The organism is Paenibacillus sp. B1-35, from assembly GCF_050474385.1.
Classification (GTDB): Bacteria; Bacillota; Bacilli; order Paenibacillales; family Paenibacillaceae; genus Paenibacillus_B; species Paenibacillus_B alvei.
On sequence record NZ_JBCHVJ010000002.1, the window covers coordinates 244,532 to 268,775 of the forward strand.

At 45.5% G+C, this 24,244-nt stretch carries 14 protein-coding genes and 2 pseudogenes; 11 read left to right on the forward strand and 5 right to left on the reverse strand.

Going from position 1 to position 24,244, the window contains the following annotated elements; genetic code table 11:
- The first annotated feature begins 22 nt into the window (after positions 1–22).
- The 5 genes from ACQ5BJ_RS08610 to holA all read left to right on the forward strand — a co-directional run bounded on the left by ACQ5BJ_RS08610 (position 23) and on the right by holA (position 6,714).
- On the forward strand, positions 23–544 hold the full coding sequence (locus ACQ5BJ_RS08610; RefSeq protein WP_430110097.1) for a deoxycytidylate deaminase: 522 nt from the start codon (positions 23–25) through the stop codon (positions 542–544).
- Positions 545–678: 134 nt separating this feature from the next.
- The gene (locus ACQ5BJ_RS08615) at positions 679–3,300 is read left to right on the forward strand and encodes a ComEC/Rec2 family competence protein (RefSeq protein ID WP_430110093.1); all 2,622 of its coding nucleotides are present in this window, start codon (positions 679–681) and stop codon (positions 3,298–3,300) included.
- Positions 3,301–3,536: 236 nt separating this feature from the next.
- A complete protein-coding gene (locus ACQ5BJ_RS08620) occupies positions 3,537–4,085 on the forward strand; it encodes an RNA polymerase sigma factor (protein WP_005547843.1) in 549 nt (182 codons plus the stop codon).
- On the forward strand, positions 4,082–5,404 hold the full coding sequence (locus ACQ5BJ_RS08625) for a zf-HC2 domain-containing protein (protein ID WP_430110090.1): 1,323 nt from the start codon (positions 4,082–4,084) through the stop codon (positions 5,402–5,404). Before ACQ5BJ_RS08620 ends, ACQ5BJ_RS08625 begins: the two co-directional genes overlap by 4 nt.
- A 260-nt stretch (positions 5,405–5,664) precedes the next feature.
- The gene (gene holA / locus ACQ5BJ_RS08630; RefSeq protein WP_430110349.1) at positions 5,665–6,714 is read left to right on the forward strand and encodes a DNA polymerase III subunit delta; all 1,050 of its coding nucleotides are present in this window, start codon (positions 5,665–5,667) and stop codon (positions 6,712–6,714) included.
- Positions 6,715–6,774: 60 nt separating this feature from the next.
- On the opposite strand, the gene rpsT is transcribed toward holA, so the two are convergent.
- On the reverse strand, positions 6,775–7,047 hold the full coding sequence (rpsT, locus tag ACQ5BJ_RS08635; protein ID WP_005547847.1) for a 30S ribosomal protein S20: 273 nt from the start codon (positions 7,045–7,047) through the stop codon (positions 6,775–6,777).
- Between the two features lie 272 nt (positions 7,048–7,319).
- Between rpsT and gpr the strand changes: the two genes are divergently transcribed.
- A complete protein-coding gene (gpr, locus tag ACQ5BJ_RS08640; protein ID WP_005547849.1) occupies positions 7,320–8,321 on the forward strand; it encodes a GPR endopeptidase in 1,002 nt (333 codons plus the stop codon).
- Positions 8,322–8,528: 207 nt separating this feature from the next.
- Here gpr and ACQ5BJ_RS08645 read toward each other — a convergent pair whose 3' ends face one another.
- Entirely contained in the window at positions 8,529–9,560 is a 1,032-nt protein-coding gene (locus tag ACQ5BJ_RS08645; RefSeq protein ID WP_005547851.1) for a M23 family metallopeptidase, read from the reverse strand.
- 257 nt (positions 9,561–9,817) lie between these two features.
- On the opposite strand from ACQ5BJ_RS08645, the gene ACQ5BJ_RS08650 reads away from it, so the two are divergent.
- The 3 genes and pseudogenes from ACQ5BJ_RS08650 to ACQ5BJ_RS08660 all read left to right on the forward strand — a co-directional run.
- Positions 9,818–10,597 (forward strand): response regulator transcription factor, encoded by a 780-nt coding sequence (locus ACQ5BJ_RS08650; protein WP_005547852.1) that lies wholly within the window; start codon positions 9,818–9,820, stop codon positions 10,595–10,597.
- Entirely contained in the window at positions 10,594–12,357 is a 1,764-nt protein-coding gene (locus tag ACQ5BJ_RS08655; protein WP_268622854.1) for a HAMP domain-containing sensor histidine kinase, read from the forward strand. The genes ACQ5BJ_RS08650 and ACQ5BJ_RS08655 overlap by 4 nt, the downstream gene beginning before the upstream one ends.
- A gap of 111 nt (positions 12,358–12,468) precedes the next feature.
- Positions 12,469–12,573 (forward strand): annotated as a pseudogene (locus tag ACQ5BJ_RS08660) (IS3 family transposase); the annotation flags it as partial.
- Positions 12,574–13,057: 484 nt separating this feature from the next.
- Here the strand turns inward: ACQ5BJ_RS08660 and ACQ5BJ_RS08665 are convergent.
- A pseudogene (locus ACQ5BJ_RS08665) lies at positions 13,058–13,210 on the reverse strand (IS30 family transposase); the annotation flags it as partial.
- Positions 13,211–13,586: 376 nt separating this feature from the next.
- Between ACQ5BJ_RS08665 and ACQ5BJ_RS08670 the strand changes: the two are divergent.
- Positions 13,587–21,761, forward strand: a complete 8,175-nt coding sequence (locus ACQ5BJ_RS08670) for an amino acid adenylation domain-containing protein (RefSeq protein WP_430110085.1) — start codon at positions 13,587–13,589, stop codon at positions 21,759–21,761.
- Between the two features lie 40 nt (positions 21,762–21,801).
- Complete coding sequence (locus ACQ5BJ_RS08675; RefSeq protein ID WP_430110082.1) at positions 21,802–22,680, forward strand: hypothetical protein; 879 nt, start codon at positions 21,802–21,804, stop codon at positions 22,678–22,680.
- 110 nt (positions 22,681–22,790) lie between these two features.
- Here the strand turns inward: ACQ5BJ_RS08675 and ACQ5BJ_RS08680 are convergent, their stop codons facing one another.
- Together ACQ5BJ_RS08680 and ACQ5BJ_RS08685 are read right to left on the reverse strand one after the other, a co-directional pair.
- Entirely contained in the window at positions 22,791–23,018 is a 228-nt protein-coding gene (locus ACQ5BJ_RS08680) for a hypothetical protein (RefSeq protein ID WP_171415107.1), read from the reverse strand.
- 68 nt (positions 23,019–23,086) lie between these two features.
- On the reverse strand, positions 23,087–23,305 hold the full coding sequence (locus tag ACQ5BJ_RS08685; RefSeq protein ID WP_081505756.1) for an RDD family protein: 219 nt from the start codon (positions 23,303–23,305) through the stop codon (positions 23,087–23,089).
- Between the last annotated feature and the right edge of the window lie 939 nt (positions 23,306–24,244).

Consider the following 24,244-nt stretch of genomic DNA (forward strand, 5'->3'; position numbering starts at 1 on the left):
CAGAAGAATGGGGACTGGAGTTATGACAACGACTATGCGCAAAGACTGGGATACATATTTTATGGATATTGCCTATATGGTGTCTACACGCTCACGATGCCCTAGAAGGCATGTTGGCGCGTTGCTTGTACAGGGTAAGAAGCTGTTGGGTACTGCTTATAACGGCGCTCCGATGGGGGTTCCTGACTGCAGTGAGGCTGGCTGCATGATCGCAGAACAGTATGAGAAGGTTATCGTAGACGGTTCGGAGCAGATGGTCAAGAAGCAGCGCTGCATACGTACGATCCACGCCGAACAAAATTTGCTCCTGTTCACAGATCGGAATGATCGGGAAGGTTCTACGGTATATGTGACGGATCAGCCATGCTGGACATGTGCAAATATGCTTGCGAACAGCGGCGTTGTGGAGATCGTATATCATCGCCCTTATAAGAAGGACAGTGAAAAGGTGGCGGCGATGATGGAGCACAAAGGAATTGTGTTCCGCCAGCTGCAGCATTATCATCCGCCAGCTGAATCAGTTATGGATGAGGTTCGCGAATAATTGAAAATGTTGAATACGGAAGAGGAAGAACCTCTGTACTCAAATCAAGTACTTTGTTGCGCATATGGAAGGCGAACGAGTGAACTTGCGAGTACAGAGGTTTTTTTGCGTATTCGCAGCAGGAAGGAGTTCATATGCTGGCACGTCGGCCGTTAGTCGCTGCTGCATGTATCATTGCAGCAGGATTTCATCTGAGCGCAGTGCTGTCTAATGGAGAGGCTTGGGTAGCGGCATTCGGATTGACACTGCTGCTGCCCATCTGTGTAATTGGGAGCAAATGCAGCCGCATGCAGGCGATCGTCTATGCGCTGCTATTAATGTTTGCTGTGCTTTATTATCAATGGATCGTCAAGGCTGGCGACAGTGTATGGTCAGAATGGGAATCCCTTTCCCTTGTCGATCAGGAACAGGAATTGAACGGTGAGTGGGAAGGAATCATTTTTTCCCATCCAGAGATCGATGGAGACCGGATGCAGTTCCAACTTGCAGCAACAGGCTGGAGGACACCTGAAGTGTCTCGTATGGATCGTGTTCGGGAAATGCTGCTTGTTCAAGTTAAACTCTTGAGCAAGCAGGAGTTGAAGCTAGTGAATGATTGGAAACGTGGGCAACTGGTACGTATACAAGGCAAGCTGGATGTCCCCGGTGACGCTGGGAATTTTGGTGGTTTTAGTTATCGAGACTATTTGCGTACATTGCATATCCATTCAATCTTGAAGGTGTCTGGCTTACAGCACATGCAACTGCATGTTTCACTTGGAACGATCTCTATCTATGAACCAATAGTCATATGGAATCGGATGCTCGCCTATGTTGATCAAGGCAGGGAACGTTTGGCAAATATACTGCAGCACATCTACGTACAACCGCATAGCGGCTATATGCAGGGGCTTGTGCTAGGGACGCGGGAAGATATGGATCCGGATATTTATCAACAGTTTTCGCAGTTGGGACTGACCCATGTGCTCGCCATATCCGGACTGCATGTAGGCGTACTCATCGGAGCGTTATTATCGCTCTTACGCTTACTGCGAATCACCAAGGAAACGAGCATATCGATCACGATGGGATTCATCCCAATATATGTATTGATGACCGGAGCCTCTGCGTCTGTCATACGGGCAGGTATGATGGCGCTTCTTGCACTGTACGGAGCAAAAAGGGGCTGGCTGAAGGATGGTCTTCATCTATTGGCGGCAGCCTTCCTTCTTATGGCGTTATGGGATCCCCGCTATGTGCTTCAGGTCGGATTTCAATTATCTTTTGTGGTTACGGCCGGATTGATAGTATTTGTTCCTCAAGTGATGAACATGTTAGGCTCACTTCCAAGAACGATATCCAGTGCAATCTCTGTGACGTTAGTCGCACAGTCTGTATCACTGCCTCTAACGGTATATTATTTTAATCAGTTTTCACTGTTATCATTTCTAGCTAATTTTGTGATAGTGCCCTGTATTAGTCTTATTGTACTACCTTTAGGTTCCATATCCTTACTTATCGGTTCCGTATATGAGCCCTTAGCGAAACCAGTTGCGTGGCTCGTTGAACACTTGAATGAGTTCACGTTCCACTTGGTTCACTGGCTGGCGCAAATCGAAGGAGCTACGATTATATGGCCAACGCCTCCATTGTGGTGGATTGTTCTTTACTATGTGATATTCGCCATAGCACTTGAATCTGTACGCCGCTGGTCGGCAACTAGACAGATTTACAAGAGAGGCAAGAATGCGGCAGTTCATCATGGGGATGAAACACAGCCGCTTGATTTCATCGAGCTTCCGATTAGAGGGGGACGATATCAGGGGATCAGAGCATTTGGGGCTGTTTTCATTTTTGGATTCGTGGTGGTGCAGGGATATACTTGGAGCCGTCCTGATGGTGCAACGGTAAGCTTCATTGATGTTGGTCAGGGTGACAGTGTTCTGATTTCGACTGCGACAGGCAAGCATATGCTGATTGATGGAGGAGGGACTGTGAATTTCCGCAAACCGAATGACCATTGGCGAGAACGAAGGGTACCATTCGAGGTAGGGGAAAAGGTTGTTGTCCCCTTATTGAAGCAGCGAGGAATCAGGGAGTTGGATGTCGTTCTGCTTACCCATGCTGATCAAGATCATGCCGGCGGCTTGCAGGCCGTGTTGAAGCATATTCCCGTGAAGCAGTTCATTATGAATGGGACATGGAAGTCTTCTGTTTTTATGAACAATTTATATGGTACAGCTATAGATAAAGGGATTCCAATCCGTAAATGGGAAGCGGGACAGCGCTGGAAGTTGGATCAGTGGAGTACGTTAGAGGTTTTGTATCCGTACCCATCATCAAATTCTGATTCTTCTCTCCAATTGGAGAACAATCAGAATGAGGCGTCCCTTGTCGTACAGGTAACACTTACACACCCAACCAGTGGTGAACATGCGGTATTCATGCTGACAGGTGATTTGGAGGCCGATGGAGAGAGACAAATGCTGCAATATGTTGCAGAGAGGTCGCCGAGGGTTATTGATGTATTGAAGGTAGCGCATCATGGCAGCAAAACCTCTACTACCCCAGAATGGATAGAGCAATGGCACCCCAAAATCGGAATTATTTCAGCGGGGCGAAATAATCGATATGGTCATCCACATCCGAAGGTGTTAGATACGCTGCGTGATGCGAGGATCCCAGTGAAGCGTACAGACATAGAGGGGGAAATTCAATTCAAGCTGACATCAGGTGGTTTGAAGGTTAGAGCGAAGCGTGATAGGATACATTTATAGATTGGCGCGGGAAGCACGTCATATAAGGCGTGCTTTTTCTTCTTTCCTGTAGCTTTCTTCTATTTTTTAAGTTTCATTACATTGTAATATCCTTTTCAAGGTGTTGTTTGCTATGCTAATGTTGGATTATTGAAAAAAAATTCACGTATCAAGATTATTCTACAAATTGGTAACGATCATCTGCAACCATTTCAGACGTTCTCACGTCAATGGATATGCAAGAGAGGGGGATCAAGGTGGTAGAGCCAGGACTCATTCGATCCGCTCAGTCTGGCGATAGAGACGCGCTTATCACTCTTTTGCGGGAAATCGAACAATATGTGTATCGAACTGCTTATTACATACTGAATAATGAGCAGGATGCACTGGACGCGTCCCAAGAGGCCTTAATCCGGATATATACTAAAATTCAATCGTATGAGGAGAAAGCACAGTTCAAAACTTGGGTACAGCGCATCGTAACGAATATTTGCATTGACAAATTCCGTCGTACGAAGCCAACTGTATCAATTGAGGAGCATAACCTCACATTCCTTGGGAATGAAAGCGTGGAGCGTGAGGTTCTATCTTCCCATGCAGCGCAGGATATACGAGAGGCGATAGAGCAACTGCCGGAGCATCATCGTGCTGTCGTTGTGCTTCGTTACCTGCAAGACTTCTCGTATAACGAAATTGCTGAAAGTTTGAACTTGCCTCTCAATACGGTGAAATCATATCTATTCCGCGCCAGACAACAGCTGCAGACAATGCTGCAAGATTACGAGAAAGGTGGTGTGCGAGGATGAACTGTTCAGAGGTGATGGAACTTATGCAGCGGAGATTGGATGGAGACATAAACGATACGGAACAGCGCCTTCTGACTGAGCATATTAACCATTGCCCCGCCTGTAGTGAAATGGCTGAGCGATTGGAACGGCTCCATATGGAATTAGTTCAGCTGCCTAAGGTCGAGCCTAAATTCAGCCTAGTAGATGCAATTATGCCTACGCTTGATTTCATAGATCGAGACGAACAGTTGGCTGCGGTCGAATCAAATGTAGAACCTTATCCGCATGAGATGAAGGCAGTGAGCCCAGTAACGAACGATAAGTCCGAAAAGGAACGTATCGATAAGGATCGTTCGCAGCCTCAGGCTGCTCAGCGGTGGTTCGAACGAATCCGTTGGCGTGCAACAAGCGCTGTCGTAGCAGCGGGGCTTGTGCTAGGACTGTTTATTGTGAATTTCAAGCCGCCTACAGTCGAACAGGCTGGGGACTTTGGCGAGCTGGGAAAAGAGCAATTGATGCAATCAGAAGCGATGGATGAATCACATGGCCCTCAAGAAACTAAATCGGACTCTAGTTCGCCGGTGAAGGAGAAGCCAGCGAATAACGATCCACAGAACAATCAGCCTGACTCTTCTGCCTATAAGGCGCCGGATGGAACGGAAAATAAGGATCTTAAGGCGTCAGAACAAGGTGTTCAGGAATATAAGGCAGGCTCCGCGGATCGGGAAAGTTCGAAGACAGAGGCAGATTCTAAAGGTAAGTCATCTCGTCGGCAAAAGGAGCGAGAGATAGCCTCAACAGATCAACCCCCTGTAAAAGGCGGACAGCCGAAAACGGATCTGGATAAGGGCAAGGTTCCGGCTAAACAAGAGGGCAAGAAGGAAGATGCTAAGAAAGATCAGTTGCAAAAAGATACAAAACAGACTCCGGCAGAAGAGCCGCCGAAAGAAGATACAAATCAGGTTCAAAATGATAATGGTTCAACTGAGGAGAAGCAGGTCAACAGCCTAGTTGGTCCTCCTTCGATTACGTCCACGGCTGAAGCAACGGCACCGAACGGCAGCCTTATGGCGACTTGGGACAATGGGCAGTTACTGTTGTATAAGTTAACTGGACAGGAACGTACCAAGCTGCAGACAATTGCACTGGCAGATAAGCCAATAGAGCTTTTATGGTCTGCTGACAGCTCGAAGCTGACGATTGTGACCGCAGCGGAAGATGGAAAGTCGGTTAAGCAGCAATATGAGCTGAAGAACGAATCGCTCGAACTGGTTAAGGATACTGAAAATCAGGAAGAGCGAGAAGTGATCGAGGGTTCCGTTCAGCAGCAGCAATAAAAAGGGCAGACATGCAGGGCGTTGATGCACACATTAGTAAGGCCTTGCGTATATTATAATATCAGGATGACAGCAAAGCTTTCCCGTACGTCGAATGACCATTTGTGCGAAGTTTCTAGAGCTTCGTGGCAAATGTTTATTATAGATGTTAGGGGACAAAGGGACTCGCGCAACAGAGATGTTGTGCAAGTCCCTTTGTTTTTGCAGCAAAGTCTGCTATGATGAGGTTCGTTATATCGTGAGGGGAGGGTAGCAACATGGTGGATATTAAAGCAGCCGTCAAGGAAATTAAGCGCGGCTTCCCGCGCCCTATCTATATTCTGTACGGTACGGAAAAATATCGAATTCAGGAATTCGTTCAATTTTTAATAGAGCATACCGTGGATGAAGAAAATCGTGAATTAGCCATTATGAAGATGGATACTTCTGAATTTCCAGTGGAGGCAGTCGTAGCAGAGGCGGAGACGATGCCGTTCCTAGTTCAGCGCAAAATCATTCTTGTCAAGGATCAGACGGTGTTCGCATCAGGCAAGGATGGCAAGATTGAGCATCAGACCGAACGCTTGCTGGAGTATATGGATAATCCGATGGATACGAGCATTGTAGTATTCCTTGTCCAAGCGGACAAGCTGGATGAGCGAAAGAAAACGGTCAAGAAAGCAAAGACCGCAGGGGCGGTGCTGCCTTTCTTGCCGCTTAGTGCTGATGAGCTGATTTTATGGGTTCGCAAGGAAGCGGAGAAGCACGGATGCGCCATAGAGGATGAGGCCGTACGAACCGTTCTGAACAATGCTGGAACGAATTTGCAAACCCTGTCGGCCGAAATTGAAAAGTGCTGCTTGTTCACTGGGACAGGCGGAACAGTAGTCGTAGATACGGTCCACTCTTTAATTGCTAAAAATACGGAGCAGAATGTATTTCAACTCGTCGAGGACATTATTAAGCGGCGGGCGGATCGTGCGCTCGATACGCTGCATGAATTGTTGAAGCAGAAGGAAGAGCCCATTAAAATTATGGCGCTTATCGTGCGTCAGTTGCGGATTATGGTACAGGTGAAGGAATTGACGAGCCGCAGCTTCAGTCAGCAGCAGGCAGCTTCTCAGCTCGGAATGCATCCGTATGCGGTCAAAATGGCTTATGAGCAAGCGCGTGACTATGATAGCAATATGCTGACAAAGTGGATTGCAGAGGCGGCAGAGCTTGATTATGAAATGAAATCAGGTCAAGTGGAAAAAACATTGGGCTTAGAGCTGTTTATTATGCGGATGTCGAAAGGAATAACAAGAATGCAAAAAGAAACCAGAAGATGAACGCCTAGGCGTTCATCTTCTGGTTTCTTCGCTTCTAGCTAAGTATGAAAAGGCTCGGGCTTACGCTTGCGCAAGCAGAGCGTTCAATTTCGTTGCCAAGCGAGACTTTTTGCGGGAAGCCGCGTTTTTGTGTACCAAGCCTTTTGTCACAGCTTTATCCAATTTCTTGGAAGCCAAAGCGACAGCAGCTTTAGCTGTTTCTGCTTCGTTGTTCGCCAAAGCAGTGTCAGCTGCTTTAACAGCTGTGCGAAGTGCAGATTTTTGAGAAGCGTTCAACAGACGGCGCTTGTCGTTTGTTTTAACGCGTTTAACAGCGGATTTAATGTTTGGCATTGCTTTCACCTCCGTTGCATCGTAGTGCGACAACAGAATCCAATTCCCTCGTTCATAAGAAAAATAGATTCACAACTTAAAGTATTCTATCACGCTACAATTCAAAAAGCAATACATTTGCCACGTTGGTATTGGGATTAGCCTTGAAATGGACGGGGATGTTCAACGGTCTGTCACCGTTCTGCTCGGTACGCTTTATCATTCGCATAAGAAACGTCTCTATGAGCAAAATACAGGTTAGGAAATGATGTGCGATATGGGAGGAGTTTACCATGACAGTAGATTTAAATTCGTATTCAGTTCGAACCGATTTAGCACTCGAATCAAGAGAAATTGCCCAGCCGGACAGTACGATCCCGATACCTGGTGTATCCGAAGAAGTGGAGGATGTACGTGGAATTAAGGTGACAAAGATACATGTCCAGACCGAAGAGGGCTCCCGTGCAATTGGTCGCCTGCCAGGACGGTATATTACGATTGAAGTACCCGGTTTGCGGCGTAAGGACAGCCAGCTCCAGGATCGCGTAACAACCAAGTTCGCTCAGCTGTTCGAAGGTTTCTTGGGTGAAGTCGGGTTGAATAAAGACTCCAAGGCGCTCATCGTTGGACTCGGGAATTGGAATGTAACACCGGACGCTCTAGGGCCTCTAGTCGTAGAAAACGTACTCGTTACTCGCCATTACTTCGAAATTATGCCGGATCAAGTGAGTCCTGGATACCGAGAAGTCAGTGCGGTTGCACCTGGTGTACTCGGGGTAACTGGGATCGAGTCGAGCGAAATCGTGCAAGGGATTGTGGAGCGGACGAAGCCAGATGTGATCATTGCAATCGATGCCCTGGCATCCAAGGCGCTAGAACGGGTGAATACGACGATTCAGATTGCAGATATTGGCATTCACCCAGGCTCTGGTGTAGGCAACAAGCGCCGAGGATTGACGAAGGACATTCTCGGGATTCCATGCATTGCAATCGGGGTGCCGACGGTCTGCTATGCCTCAACAATTGTCAACAATGCAATTGATTATATGAAAGAGCATTTTAAGCAGGAAACGAACCATACAAGGGACATCCTTGGCATGCTGGATGATATTAGCGAGCAGGAACGATTAATGCTGGTTAAGGAAGTGCTTGAGCCGCTCGGTCATGATTTAGTCGTAACGCCGAAGGAAGTTGACGAGTTCATGGAGGATATGGCGAACATTATTGCAAGTGGGCTGAATGCGGCATTGCATGAGGCAGTCGATACAGATAATGTGAACGCGTATACGCATTAAGTCATCCACAAGTATGACGCGGTCATGCAACTAGAATAACGTCATGACAATAACGAAAAAGATCGAGTTTTGGCCTCCTTCGTGTGACTGCACTCGATCTTTTCGCTTGTTCTCTGACGTTCCTATTCGTCGTTCATTCTAAGAAGATACGAGATCTCATTTCATAGAAGTTACATGATAAAGCGATAAGAGAGCATTCGCAGCTACTTACTTCGTTGCGACTGCGCTTTGACCTGTAATCGTCTGGCCGTATACAGGGTCAATCCCGCCCTCAAAACGAATTCGGATAGACATGCCTTCCTCAAACTGTGGTGTATCCGATACTTGGAAATGAATGTGAGGTTCACTTGAATTGCCTGAATTGCCGCACTCTCCTAACAGTTGGCCTTGCTTGACAACGTCGCCTTTTTTGACAACAACGCTGCCTTTCTTGAAATGAGCAAGCATGCTGTATTCCCCGTTGCCATGATCAATGACCACATAATTCCCCGCCATATCTTTCTCGTTTGGTACGCCAACGGGATCATTGTCTACAATATTATTCTCTACTCGAACGACGGTGCCATCCCGTGGTGCTACTACTGGCTGACCGAATGCGTAGTAGCTTTCGTTCTTGGACGGATCTCCCTCATAGCTCAACCCACCGCGCGCAATGACGAGGTCATAGGCGTAACGTTCCCCAAGAGAAGCGTAGTGATAATTCACGAATTCATTATTACCACCCCAGAATACCAGCCACTCACCTGTAAACGGGGGCTTATACGCCTGCTTTGTCGGGTGATGATCGGATTCCCATTGGAGAAGAGGGTACATCTGCAGCGACACGATTTCGTTATTCGCAATTCCGGTTTGAATGCCACGCAGTCCGGTCGAATCCGTCCACACATATGATTCAATGCCGCCTAAGCTTTTGCGGGCGATAAGCGTCGGCTTCTCTCCCTTTTTCCATAGCGCTTGAAGCAGCTTCGGGAGGTAGCCTTCAGGGACTTTTTCCATAAGCTCCTTGGAAAAATAACGGTACATATGCGAGCCATCCGGCTTTTGGATCCATTGTTCGATTAACTCAGACGTCAGTTGATTTTTGGAATACGATTGGTCAGATACAATAGTTCCGGCAGTTTTCGTCATATGTTCCGTTCTTATCCCTTCTTTATACTCAGCTTCGACAGTAAATGGGTATGTCATGCTGATTGCTAAACATGCGGTCAGAAAAACTATCCTGCCTTTTGATTGTTTCATTTCTAATCTTCCTTTCCCATTAGCATAAATTGATGTTTTAGATTGCGATGAACTTACCTGCTTTAATTGTAGGAAACGAAGTTAAACGGAATGGAAACAGAAGTTCATGCCAACCTTAATTATTCAGTATTTTCCACTTCATTTGGACGGACAGTTAAGGTTCCGTTAAGAAAGTGGAGATAAGGGGGACAAATAGATGTGATAAAATGAACGCATTGATCGGAAGATAATTTACGCTGCGAATGGAGATGAATAACATGGATTTGCATGAGGCGCGCATTCTCATCGTTGAGGATGAGAATGCGCTTAGCAAAATGGTTCGAGCCGTGTTACATAAAGAAGGTATGGAGTACATAACTTGTATCACGACGGGGGAAGAGGCCATCTGCCATATAGAGAAGGAAGCGGTTGACCTGATTATATTAGATGTTATGCTCCCAGGGAAAAGCGGGTTTGAAATCGCCCCGTTTATCCGCCAGAAGTGTGACGCCCCGATTATATTTGTGACCTCCAGGACGACGGATTTGGATAAGTTGACCGGGTTTGCGCTCGGAGGGGACGATTATGTAGCAAAGCCGTTCAATCCATTGGAGCTGGCGGCACGAACCAAGGCTTTATTGCGGCGTTATATGTCCAAAAAAGGGGAGACAGAGAAAGTTGTGCCTGCATTGCCTGAAGATCACGTATATCGATATGGTGATGTTCAATTGGATGCGGCTGCCGGTGAGCTTCGCGTCAAGGGTAAAGTCGTCGATTGTCCCGCGATGGTATTTCAATTGCTGCTGTTCTTTTGCAAGCACCCGAACCGGATTTTTTCGAAATCGGAATTGTATGAGCGGGTATGGGGCCATGATTCCCTGAGCGATGATAATACCGTTATGGTGCATGTTCATCGAATCCGAGAGCGCATCGAGATGCAACCGAGCAACCCGCGCCTGTTGATCACTGTCCGTGGACTCGGATATAAGCTTGTTCCGCCCGAAAAGGAAGAACTGGAACAAGGAGTGCATCTTTGTGAACGAGGAGATCAACAATGAAGACGGGAAAGAGGCTGGCATGGCATTACGGTTGGCAGTGGGTCTTTATTGGGGCAATATTGTTAACTGCGGTATTGTTTGCGTTTATTTGGATAACTGATCGCGTAACCGAATTGGAATTAAATCGCAACTTCATGAGGCATGGCTGGGAATTGGTTTCTAGGTCGATTTCGGTCGATGAAGATGGGAAAATATCTCTGGATGAAGAAATACTGAGGAAAGTGGATATGGTCGGGGGATGGATGCAAATTGTAAATGAGAAGGGAGATGTCATCAAGTCATATGCGGCTCCTTCAAATGTGCCGACTCATTATGCTTCAGGAGAAATAATGGCCTATGTAGAAAAGAATTCTCCATTTCCTTATCATTTATCTTTATATGTCACAGAGATTGGGCATGCAACGCTTACGGTATTGTTTGGTACTGATTCTGCCCAGGATCAACTGCTGGATCGTTGGTTGGCGGCTAGAGAGAAGGGGACTGAGCAATCCTTCAAGGAGGCCGATCAATTACTAAGCGACCAACAGGCATGGGTACAGCTAATAGATGCCGATGGGCGTGAACTCAAATCATGGCAGAAGCCTGTAGAAGAGCCGTCTCGGTATGAAGTTTCAGACATCGGTCTTCGAAGCGTTTACCCTGAACGTTATGGATGGATTCTTACTTATCGTTACATGCCAGATACGAAAGAAACGTGGCTGATGCATCGGCCTCCTACATTTGGCTCATCGATTGACGTTGCTGGATTCATTGTAGATAGCCCAATGCAATTGATTTGGATTGCTGCTGCGGCTGTTATTATGTTTATGATCGTTGTTTTTATCGGCATGGCATGGTGGCAGAGCGCGCGGCTGGCAAGGCCGCTTCAGCATATTATGCTGTGGATGAGGCGAATTGAGCTTGGCAAGTATGAAGAACCTTCTAATTTCAAGGGCATGCCGTTATCACAGCGGCAGAATGGAAAGATGAAGCGGAACTACCGCATCTATGGCGATGTCATTGACAGCTTGCGGCGTATGGCAATTCGACTGGAAGAGGCGGATGAGGAGCGAAGGAAGCATGAAGTGCTTCGTGAAGAATGGCTCGCGGGGGTATCACATGATATGAAGACACCGCTTGCGTCTATCATTGGCTATGCGCATCTTTTGAACGCGCCGCAGTACAACTGGAGTGAACAGGAAGTTGCCGAATACGCGGATATTATGAGGCAAAAAGCGGAGGTGATGGACGAACTTATTCAAGAATTGAATTTAACATATAGACTGCAGAGCAACAGTCTTCCGTTGCAATTAGAAGTCATGGATTTGAGAGACTGGCTGCAAAAGGAACTGGTGCATATCATGCCGCCCGAATATTCCGCAGGACGTATCAAATATTTATATCCCCATCAAGAAGTATTATTTTCGATGGATCCGCGTTATTTTCGGCGCATGGTAGCTAATGTGTGCGTGAATGCATTTTTGCATAATTCGAAGGATACGACATTGTGCATAAAACTACAAATGGAAGGTAGCCGAATTGTACTCGTATTCGAGGATAATGGGAAAGGAATGGATAAACAGACACTAGGAAATTTATTTAATCGTTACTACCGCGGTACGTCTACAGATGAGTCTTCTTGTGGATCGGGACTTGGAATGGCGATTGCAAAACAATTGGCAGAAGCTCATGGAGGAACGGTGCTAGCCGAAAGTGAACTGGGGCGGGGGACGACCATTATGCTTTCATTTCCAAATGAGGCTATCCATCTAATCTCTTAAAGTAAAATAGGATTTCCGCATAAATGTTCACTTGGGTTATCGATGATAGAACTGTGACCCGAGAGATGGACACTCAGAAGCAAATCCAAATGTTAAGCACTTATCGGAGACGAAAATATCCTTCACTGCATTTACTTTCACAATACCGAACGATATCAGTGGACATTAAAGAAGATGACTCCTAATGAATATAGGAATCATCTTCTGACAGCGTAGTGTGTTTTTTAGTGTCCGTGTAAGGGTCACTGTTCAGTTTTTTTATTATTTCGATGTAACGATCTATTGAAAATAACGGGGAAGAAAGGAGGATTTTAAGTTTTTTGAATTATTTTATGCATTATGGTATCTTTAAAAGGCTAAACTCCAAATACATATTTTTAAATATTTTCAATTATCCACGAATCGCTGCACGATGATTTAAGCATCCGCTCCCATTTGCATGGTTTCTAATACCGATCATTTTATTGCCCGCCTGTACCAATGACCAATGCTTCCATGTTCTTAATACATAGTTTGTAGAAAAGACGGATTGTCAAGTGAGGTGCGGCAGTTCATTCATAAATGATTCGAAAGCGATTTTCCAGCCTAGGCATTTCCTTAAAACTTGAATGCCATGCGTGTCTTCAAGCTTCTCATGGCAAGCAAATTTGATCAGGTGACCAAGTTGCCTTGAGTCTCTCGCTGATAGACTCGATTCTATTCATAGTCTGCTTATGGAAGGAAGAGGTGCAACTACGGCGTTCACATAGGCCAGTCGTGCTCTATCAGCTTTATACATATTGGACATTTGGTTGCGCTTCAACTCATGCGCTACACTTGAATGATGTCGCCCTAGTTCCTGAGCGATGATTCTTGTAGACCAACCTTACGCATGTTCTAAAAAACAACGAGAGGGGAATAAATAACGAATGGTACCTGCCAATATACAAGTCAGGAGCCTAATTGATGCTTTAAGGGAAAACAGATTTGATTCATTTGATAAGGAAATGATCCATAACATTCGTTTTAGAAAGAAAACGGTCAGGTCAGCAACTGAATTTGTTCACGGACACCAACTGTGCATGTCTTCTTTTCTGCTTTCGATATGGTCCGTACTGTTATCGTCTTACGCTGAACAATATGAAATTTCCGTTTTGTTTTCGACAAGTTCACAAGACGACGAAGATACATGTTGCAATGCCCATCCGCTAGATATATCTATTCAAAAAGAGGATAACCTTTTCTGTCTGGTGAACAAGGTAAAGCTTCAGTTGGACGAATGTTTCGGCAGAACACGGAGCGAGGAACGAGAGACAGCTCGGAAGGTAAGCGGGAAATGGACACATACGGAGCTGCAGGATTCTATTACCGTCGGTATTATAGAATCGAATGGAGGGTACTTGCAGCCGTACATAAATATAAAGGTTCATTCGAGAGTGGAACAGCAGGGCATCACTTTCTGTTATCGCTATACCCGCGATGAATTGGAATGCATGATACGATACGATGGCAGGAGATATGGCAAAGCGCAGATTAATAGGCTGGGCGGGCATTTTCAAGCATTATTGTCAAACGCGTTGAATGCTCCGAAGAAACCGGTTCTCTTTCACCCCATACTGACCCTAAAGGAATGGAAGCAGTTCGTCCGATGGAACGATACGGATAGGGACTATTCATCCCATAGTACCGTATTTCAATTGGTAGAAGAACAGACTTCCGAGACGCCCGAAGCGGTCGCATTGGAATTCGGCAAACAGAAGCTTACCTATTGCGAATTGAATTGCCGGGCTAATCGAATTGGCAGTTTCATTCTTGACGTATACCGAAAAAAACACAACGCACCTCTTCCGTTAGGGACTTTGGTCGCTATCGTTATGGATAGAAGCGCGGATGTGATACCGGCCATGCTGGGAGTCATGAAAACGGGAGGAGCTTACCTTCCGATCGATCCGCAATATCCCGAAGAACGGATCCGATTTATTTTGAAAGATGCTCAAATAAACTTCATCATGACAAATAACAAGTCGATTGAAAAACTCAAACCGATAATCGCACAACTCGGCATCGATGAGCAGTTGCTTATTTGTGTCGAGGATGGTTTTACGTCTCCTTACAGTCATTCCGATAATCTAAACATACGGGTCAAGCCGAGCGATCTCGCTTACGTTATTTACACTTCCGGCTCTACCGGAAAACCGAAGGGTGTGCTCATTGAACACGCTGGACTTGTGGCGCTGATCCCTTACCTGGTCGAAAAATTCGGCATTTCGCCCCAAACAAGAGTCATGCAATTTGCTTCCATCAGTTTTGATGCTTCCGTGTATGAATGGATTGGTACGCTTACAGTAGGAGGAACGCTTGTTGTTCTATCCGAAGATGATCTGCCTCCCTATGCCGACGTTTCAGATGTTCTCGAGGAAAAAAATATTCACGTTGCGATGCTTCCGCCTTCCGTCTTGCGAACGATGGGGGAGAGGGAGTTGCCCGTTTTGCGTACGATCGTGTCGGGCGGGGAGGTCTGTACACCCGACCTTGTAAAGGCTTGGGGGAGACGACGCCTGTTCCTGAACGCGTATGGTCCGACAGAAGTGACAGTTATGTGTTCCGCTGCCCCATGCAGTCCGGGAAGGGAGATAACGATCGGCAAGCCTGTATATAATAAGCGGCTCTATGTGCTGAACCCGTTTGGGAACCCTGTCCCGATAGGAGTTCCGGGAGAACTGTGGGTAGGTGGAATCGGACTTGCAAGAGGGTACTTGAACCGTGAGGAATTGACGAAAAAATGTTTTGTAAACAAGGAGATTTTGATAGGTGGCGAATTTCCTCTTCATACGGAAAGGTTGTACAGAACAGGGGATATCGTGAAATGGACTCCAAAGGGGGATTTGGTATTTCTAGGCCGTTGCGATAATCAGGTGAAGATTAGAGGTTTTCGCATAGAACTAGGGGAGATTGAACATCAGCTCCGCCAGTATCCCGGCATCGGCCATTGCATCGTTCAAGCATGGCAGGATGAGCATTCTCCAAAACTAGCTGCGTACTTTACCTCCGACATGGCGATAGAAGACGCTAGTTTGATGCAGCATTTGGCGTCTAAGCTACCATCTTATATGGTTCCTTCTTATTTCTGTAGATTGAAAGCGTTTCCGTTGAATGCAAACGGTAAAGTGGATCGCGCTTCTCTCCCGCATCCGAGCACGGTTTGGAACGATTCAATTGAGGCGTCAGTTGACGAAAGCGAAGACGAAATGGAAGCGAAACTGCTTCGAATATGGCGCTATTTGCTGAAGCGGGCCAATGTTGGCATCAATGATCATTTTTATTCCGTAGGAGGAGACTCAATCCTTGCCATTCAGATTGTATCCATGGCCCGAGATGAAGGGATTATCATAACACCTAGGAAAGTTGCGGATCATCCGACGGTGAAAGATTTGTCAACAGTTGCCTTGTGGGCAAATGCGAAAGAAAAAAATAAAAGCGTTAGCGATGACACGCTTGATGAGGATTTCGGACTGAGTCCGATCCAATGTTGGTTTTTCGAGCAGCAGTTTGAAGAACCGCATTATTTCAACCAGTCTCAAATGGTTTTGCTTAACCATTGCGATTGTAACCAACTTACGTCAGCTATAAATAAGTTAGTTCATTTGCATCCAGAGCTTACGTTGGCAGTCGAACAAAATGGCGATGTGTATAAGCAGCGTTATCGCAAGGATGCTGACGTGAAAATTTCCACTTATACGATTCAGCAAGCAGAACGTTCAGAACATGAAATATCGGTGATCTGTGCGAAGTGGCATGGGCAACTGAACTATGAAACGGGAGTGATGATGCGGGTAGGTGTTATCGAGGGGCATCCCGACGGAAAAATACGTCTCTTTATAACAATTCATCATCTTGTTATTGATGGCGTCTCCTGGAGAATTTTGCTTGATGAACTTTATCATTTGTACAGAGGAGGGGAACTTCCCCCGGTTCCGGCTTCATTTAACAAATGGCAGGCTATGTTGATGGATTATGCAGCAAATAAGGGAACCGTCGACCACGTGAGCCATTGGATCGAAGTAAAGAAACGATCCGCCGGATTTTCGTTGCCTGTGGATCATTGCAAAGATAGCTTAATCAATGTTGAATCCGGGGTACTTCTCTCAACGCTGTCGTTCATTGATACGGAGCGACTACTGAAACAATGCGCCCATGCTTATCGTACGCAAATTAACGATTTGTTGCTTGCCGCCTGGTCATTGACATTGTCTGCATGGTCCGGACAAGATATGGTTTCTTTCCAATTGGAGGGCCATGGACGCGAACAATGTGTATCAGACATGGATTTGACCAGAACGATCGGATGGTTTACCTCTTTGTTTCCTGTATGCATCCACGTGGCGCCTGACGATGCTTTAGGCGAAACGATTAAGTCTGTTAAGGAACAATTGCGGAGCATCCCTCATCATGGAATTTCCTATGGAATTTTACGATATTGCCACCCAGATCAGGCCATTCGAGCGTCGCTGACGGATCCCGAACCTCAAGCGCTGTTCAACTATTTGGGCCAGTTTGGCCATGCCGAGTCAGAGGAGGAGAGTGAGTGGCTGTACTTCACGCAGGATACGGCACAAGATTATAGTTCGCCGCGAAATCGCGGAACAAGCCTGCTGGAGCTAAACTGTTCCATTGTTCATGGGGAACTTCATCTGTTCATGAAATATAGCAAGCGTCATTACGAGGAATCGACAATCGTTCAAGTCATGGAAATATTCACATCGCGATTGCTTTCTATTATTGATCATTGCGTTTATAAGGAATGGGGGGAGTTTACGCCAAGCGATTTTCCGATGGTTTCCCTACAGCAACATGCTCTTGACAATATTGCAAACACATACCATCCACAATGCGGTTTGGAAAAGATCTTGCCGCTTAGTCCATTGCAGGAGGGCCTTCTTTTTCATTATTTAGAGAACCCTGCATCTGATCAATACCATGTACAAATGGTTTGGAATTATGAAGGAAGGCTAAATACCACCTACTACAAGGAGGCATGGCAACGCATCATTACCGAAAATGATTGTTTGCGGACATGTTTTGTTTGGGAGTCGATAGACAAGCCGGTACAATGTGTGGTTCAAAAAATGGAAATGGATTGGACATTGCTTGAGATTGACTCGCAATCCCCTGTTCAACAGAAAGAGTTCGTCGAACGACAGATTACGCTGGATCGAGCTCGCCGCTTCGATTTGAGTCGGCCTTCCCATCGCCTTATGTTAATTCAGAGGTCATCAGAGGAATGGACGGTTGTTTGGAGTTATCATCACATACTTTTGGATGGATGGAGTCTTCCGCTGTTGCTTAATCGGATTCATGAAATTTATTCTTGCAGGCTTGAATTCATGAAGCCGCAGCGCAACTCTTTGCTTTCTTTTGAAGGTTATATCCGATGGCTTATAGAGAAGGAAAGGACGGAATCCGAGTCATTTTGGAAAGCGTATTTGGAGGAAGTTACTGAACCTACCTTGCTTCCTATGGACATAAGCGGTCCGCGATTCGAAGCTCATCGGGCAATCCGTAGACAGCAAATCGAAATACTTCATTTGGATTCAACCTTTACAGGACGAGTGGCGAATTTTGTGAAAACGATGAAAATTTCACTAAACACTTTGGTGCAATTCGCTTGGGGCAAAGTACTTCAAGTGTATCATGATGCGGATACCACCGTATTCGGCATGGTTGTGTCCGGCAGAGGATCGGATCTGGCGAAAGCGGATCGAATCACAGGGCTGCTCATTAATACGCTCCCTTTGGTCATGCGCTGGAATACGGATCAAACGATTGCCGATTATGTACAAGAGCTTCATCGAACCATTCTGAAGCTGAACGATTACTGTTGCGTTGGTATAAACGAGCTGCAGGAATGGAGCCCGATTCAAGGTAATGCGCTGTTCCATAGCATCGTGGCTTTTGAAAATTATTTGAATGATTATCGTCAGCCTGCAAACGGCTTGATAATGTCGGCGATCGAGGAAAGAGAGAAAACAAATTACCCGCTAACAATCACGATCGCAAACGTGGGAGAGCAAATCGAAGTCAAGTTCATGTATGATGTTGAAAGGCTTGATCAGGACGCGATTCGTCGTTTGGCGGGAAATCTGCGAAACGTCATGGATATTGCTGTGCAATATCCGGATCGTTTGATTGGCGATGTAAATTTACTGTCCGAAGAGGAATATGTACGAATCGTATACGATTGGAACCGTACTTTTACAGAGTATCCAAACGAGAGCTCTGTTCCCGAACTGTTCAGCGAGCAGGTTATGATTAGACATTCCCAACCGGCAGTGATTACCCATGACAGCATCCTATCTTACGGCAGCTTAGACCGATTGTCTTGGTATGTTGCGAGCTTGCTCGAAGAACAAAAGCCGACGCGCGGAAAGCTTATCGGCGTATGCTTCCCTCGTTCTCTTGAATTTATCGTTTCCATACTAGGGGTTTTGAAGGCGGGATGCGCGTACGTCCCAATTGATCCTGATTCCCCAAGGGAAAGGATGAACGATATTATCCAAGATGCAGAACTGGAAACGATAATCACTTCGCGGAGCGATGCTGCTAATATCCTGGAAATCAGCCGAGGAACCCGGCTACATCTGATTTACCTCGACGATTGCGATGCGATTCCGACAGTCCGTTATCCAGAGAAGGAAGCCGTAGCTTCGGCAGCTTCCGACCTTGCTTATCTCATGTATACCTCTGGTTCGACGGGGAAACCGAAAGGCGTAATGATCGATCACCGGAGCATCGTTCGTCTAGTCAAAAACGTCGATTATTTCCCGTTTTCCCCAGATATGAATTTATTGTATACGGGTTCACCCGTATTTGACGCTTCTACGTTCGAAATCTGGGGAACGCTGCTAAACGGGGGACGTCTGCACGTTGTTTCAAAAGACGACCTTTTGAATATTCGACTAGTAGAGACGCGAATGGAATCGTGGAGCATAAACACCTTATGGCTTACCAGCGCGTTATGCAATCAATGGATTGAAGAAAGCATATCGATGTTTAGCGGATTATCATGGCTGCTGGTTGGTGGAGAAATATTATCGCCAAAGGCCATTAATCGCATTCGTCAAGCTTGTCCAGCTATTACGATTCTGAACATGTACGGCCCGACGGAGAACACCACGTTCTCTACGAGCTATACGATCGAGCGACACTTTGAACGAGATATTCCCATCGGCAAACCGATCAGCAATTCCACCTGTTATATTCTGGATAAACGAGGTCGTGTTCAGCCTGTTGGGGCGATCGGAGAGATCTACGTCGGAGGGGATGGTGTATCGAGGGGGTATTGGAAGAACGATCAATTGACGCGAAATGCATTCTTCACTAATCCGTATGCTTCCGCCGAAGATCGCAAGAGAGAAAGAAACATGGTTCTTTATCGGACAGGGGATCGCGCAAGATGGCTTGCGGACGGGAATATCGAATATATAGGACGGATCGATGAGCAGATAAAACTACACGGCAATCGAATTGAACTCGGAGAAATCCAGCATCGCCTTAGCTCTCATTCCCGCGTGAAAGAATGTCTGGTGGTCGTCCGAGAAATTCAAGGGGAACGGCGGTTGATTGCTTATTATACCTCAGAAACGGAGGAGCAGGAAGAACATCTGCGAGCATTTATGGCTGAGGTTCTTCCTTCGTATATGCTTCCTTACAGGTTCGCGCGACTAGATTCGTTTCCGTTGACACTTAATGGGAAGATCGACCGAAAGAGGCTTCCGTTGCCGGAAGTTCGACGAGTTGCAAATGCAGGCAATTCCTACTGCAACACCGAAATGGAACACAAGCTGGAACTGATCTGGCGTTCCGTTCTTAAGCTCGATCATATCGGCAAGAATGAAGATTTTCATGCATTGGGAGGACATTCCCTCCATGCGCTGCGCATAGCCAGTATTCTGCAAAAGAGCGGTTATCCCGTTACGGTCAACCAAATATTTAGAGAACAAACGATCGAACGTTTAGCTCAATTTCTGAACGGAATGATTCCGGATACGGCGGCAATCGAGGTTCAAGAGCAAGCGCAAAACTCATTGTGGGTGGAGTATCCCGACAACGGGTTCCCGCTGTCGGCGGTACAAAGGAGGTTTATCAAAAGAGATTTGCAAAACCGCAATATGTTCAATGTTCCTTACTTGGCCTTGCTCAAGCGACAAACTTCGAAGCAGGCGGTAAGTCGAGCGATACGAACCCTAGCCGATCGGCATGCGGCATTACGATTGACTTTTGCCAAACTGGATAACGGAGAATGGTATCAATACGAGCAGGGAATCGAAACGGATCAGATTTTTACTTATGTAGATTTGCGAGAGACTCCCGAAGTGCACGACATCTTCATCTCAGATTACAGCTCGAACCTTCAGTATGGCTTTGACATTGAAAATGGGCCTTTGTGGAAAGTGGTATTGTTTGATCACTATGACGGTAGCCGCCAAGTTTTGCTGCTTTTGTTCCATCATTTGATTTTTGACGGCATGTCAATGAACATCTTCTTGGATGATTTAAGGAATCTCCTTCTATTAGACGTCGTTGTTGAAGAAGAGGCGAGCCAGGAACATGGAAGCAGTTACCGGGATTGGTGTCAGGCATTGACGCAATACGTGGCCAACGGCTTACCACTTGCGGCGACGGAGTATTGGAGTAACGTGACCACGGGTGGGAAATCGTTGCAAGTCGACAAGGAAACGGAGGAAAGGCCAGTTCATCGTCAAATGGCGACCAAAGCGTATGATTTACTTGAAGGATCGGAGCGGGTAAGCAGATTAAAAGCGATAGCCGGGCATTGGAAAACGACCCCGCTTTGCGTCTTATTGACGGCATTGTCCCGGGCTTGTTTTGACTTAAAAGGACAATCGGATTTGCTGCTGCATTTGATGTCTTATCAGCGGGAGTCCTTTTTACCCAACATCTCGATTTTCCGGACGATCGGCTTTTTTGCCGGGGCATATCCTGTGCGGATCCGCCTCCAGAACCAAGAGCTTAGAGGGGATATTGAATTGGATCTGAAGCAGGTCAAGCAGACGTTAAGCGATATTCCACGTGAAGGCATGGATTATTTTGCTATGCGATATGTTCTGCCAGATTTGCATAACGGAGTGGGACCGCTTATTGATGGAAGCCACATGTTGTTTCACTACCAATCCGAGGAAACGGCCTGGCAAGCCGATAATCTCTATGAACCATTATCCATTCCTTTTGGAAACACGAATGCGTCGAATAACCCTTCTGCCTACTGGCTAAATATGACGGCTTGCATAAAGAAGGACAAATTATGCCTGACCTGTTATTATAGCTCACTACATTACAACGAACAGACCATTGACCGACTGGCACATCTTTTTTCCTATCATCTGCGCGATTGCATGCAATTGTAGACACGAACGACTACAGCGAGAGGAGATTGAGATTTCGATCATGAAAATCTATGAATTTTGCCCTTTTTTTAACGAAAACCGTGTGGCGGAAATCAAAGTAAACGAAGATGCCCGCTGGATTGATGAGCTCCATGTAATCGAGGCGAACAAAACATTCAGTTATGCGGTCAAACCTCAAAATTTCAATCCGTCTTATATCGGTTCGAAGGTAATTTATCATCCGCTCCATGCCGACAACGTGTTTCGCCAACCGGAGCGACACCAATTGTATTTCAATCCCGAAACCTGTCAATCCGCTAATTTTGACCGGTGGTATTGGCGTTTGCTTAGCTACAATAGTGCGTTTCATAACGAAGCCTCTCAAAGAAGTAAATGCTCTGACATTTTGCGAGAGCGGGTAGAGGATGAAGATGTGATTATTTTGGCCGACTTCGATGAGATTATCGACAGTCGCATGGCAGATCGGATCGTTACTGAAGTGAAGAGGCGTCAAGTTATTACCGTTAAGATGCACTATTCCGTCTTTTTCCTTAATTTATTCTGCCGATCGAATCATGGCGCTCCGCATTGGAGCTATCGCGTCTTTGCGATGACCGGCCGCTTTTTCAGAAGCATGCCTTTTTCGGCGGATTACCTGAGGAAGAAGGGGATTGCCGAAGGATTGTATCAAGATATTTACTGTTTGGAGGAACCGGTTGGATTTCATCATTCCTGGCTCGAATATCCTAAAACGGCGCTTCCCAAGCTCCAAGCTTTCGCAGCTAACGTGAAGGACAAAAGCATTGTGAGCGAGGAATATATTAAAAAGTGTCTGGATGATAAAAAGTTGTATTATCTTGACACTGAACTCTATGTCGATAACGATAAAACGTTTTTGGCTGCCCTTCAAGATGTTCAAACGGAAGATCTTTGGTATTAAAGCTAGCGGGATTCGGGTAGGAGTTGTCTCTATGTTTTCTTGCTTAAAGAACAGGTAGGGGGACGGGGAAAATAAACAACTCTATAAGCAGGGGGATGCAGGCGGGACTACTATATGCCCCCGCCTAACAATCCTTTAGCAACATAGCCGATAATAAGCCCTATAATCCACATCAACAATACTTTTCGATTGCTGTTTTCTATTTTTTCGCCGACCACTGCGTCGGCAAAGTAAACACCTAAGAGCATAACAATTCTGAGGACAACATGAATGAAGGGAAAAGCAAAACCGCAGGAAAGCGCCACAAATTGAATGAGCAAAACCAAACTTTTATTCATGTAACACCTCTAAAATTATGATTTGTCAATCACTTTTATCCCATACTACATACATATTTCCCAACTTGTCATGTAAAGATTGTTTGTATGGATCTAGAGCAATTAATATCATTCCTGCGAATAATAAAGCTCATAGATAAAAATTTCCCGATTATTTCCCTTAGCAGGGCTTCATCCCAGGATATTTTTTTGTTCGTGACAGGTATGACTTTGATTCCCATTATCATTTTACCAAGTGTTTGCTCAAATAGATACGTCAAGATAAAAACTAAAATCCTGGAAAGCATACTTTTGCGACTGTAACTAAAAAACTTTTGTTATTGCTCGTTAAAAAAACATCGAAAATAATATAGAGTAATGAAAATGTGAAAATCAGATCTAAGATAAATGCATAAAACCTAACCCAAAAGCCGGCATGATTCAATGTGTGGGGAGCCATTACAGTTACCTCCATTCCTGAATACCCCATATGTTTATTTTAGCATGTACAATATTTGAGGCGTAGAATCGAAAAGCTGCGCTGCTGCTGCTTTTATCTGCTCTTCTAGAGGGGTTATATGAGCTGCTTGAGGCAAGATTTGATTCAAGAAAGATGAGTTTTTGCTATACTGGATGATTTGTGCTTTGCTTGAAAGTTTCATTTGGATAAAATTCGTGGCATCCTCCAAATTTCCGAATTCATCAACTAATCCAAGTTCCTTTAGAGAAAGGTAACCTTTTATTTTTTAAGTAAGAATACGGTAATGCAAAACAGAATGTACGGTTCAAGATGTTTCTCATCATCTCGCTTACATGAGAAGGGAGCAATCCGTTATCTTGATGAATCCCTTTTATTAGTGTTGCATAGTCCTTGGTTGTAGAACAGGGTTGTTTACATGATTTTATTCGTTGCAACTCGATATCGTAATTATCAGACTGGTTCAAAGTATTAATATAATGGTTATGTTCGTCATTGTTGAGGAGTTGATGCATATAGACGGCACGTTCTATATATTCCTCAGAGCCCATATGCCGTATCTTATGTTTAAGAGTTTTTAAAGAAAGTTTTTCTGCATCTTTTATATGCATGCACATGATGCTAGCAGAGGTCAGAGGGAATAAAGGGTCATGATTATTAAATGGAAGTTCTTTATCGTATCTTTATTGTTCAAGTCCTGATTTTAATTGGAATAGATATCCAGGAAAATAATTTTAGGAAGCACATATAATTCTTTAACTATTGCATT

Excerpts from the sequence above, each read along its gene's own strand:
- ACQ5BJ_RS08685 (WP_081505756.1), bottom strand. The coding sequence starts at position 23,305 with ATGCTTTCCAGGATTTTAGTTTTTATCTTGACGTATCTATTTGAGCAA.
- ACQ5BJ_RS08675 (WP_430110082.1), top strand. The coding sequence starts at position 21,802 with ATGAAAATCTATGAATTTTGCCCTTTTTTTAACGAAAACCGTGTGGCG.
- ACQ5BJ_RS08610 (WP_430110097.1), top strand. The coding sequence starts at position 23 with ATGACAACGACTATGCGCAAAGACTGGGATACATATTTTATGGATATT.
- ACQ5BJ_RS08680 (WP_171415107.1), bottom strand. The coding sequence starts at position 23,018 with ATGAATAAAAGTTTGGTTTTGCTCATTCAATTTGTGGCGCTTTCCTGC.
- ACQ5BJ_RS08615 (WP_430110093.1), top strand. The coding sequence starts at position 679 with ATGCTGGCACGTCGGCCGTTAGTCGCTGCTGCATGTATCATTGCAGCA.
- gpr (WP_005547849.1), top strand. The coding sequence starts at position 7,320 with ATGACAGTAGATTTAAATTCGTATTCAGTTCGAACCGATTTAGCACTC.
- ACQ5BJ_RS08625 (WP_430110090.1), top strand. The coding sequence starts at position 4,082 with ATGAACTGTTCAGAGGTGATGGAACTTATGCAGCGGAGATTGGATGGA.
- ACQ5BJ_RS08650 (WP_005547852.1), top strand. The coding sequence starts at position 9,818 with ATGGATTTGCATGAGGCGCGCATTCTCATCGTTGAGGATGAGAATGCG.
- ACQ5BJ_RS08655 (WP_268622854.1), top strand. The coding sequence starts at position 10,594 with ATGAAGACGGGAAAGAGGCTGGCATGGCATTACGGTTGGCAGTGGGTC.
- ACQ5BJ_RS08645 (WP_005547851.1), bottom strand. The coding sequence starts at position 9,560 with ATGAAACAATCAAAAGGCAGGATAGTTTTTCTGACCGCATGTTTAGCA.
- rpsT (WP_005547847.1), bottom strand. The coding sequence starts at position 7,047 with ATGCCAAACATTAAATCCGCTGTTAAACGCGTTAAAACAAACGACAAG.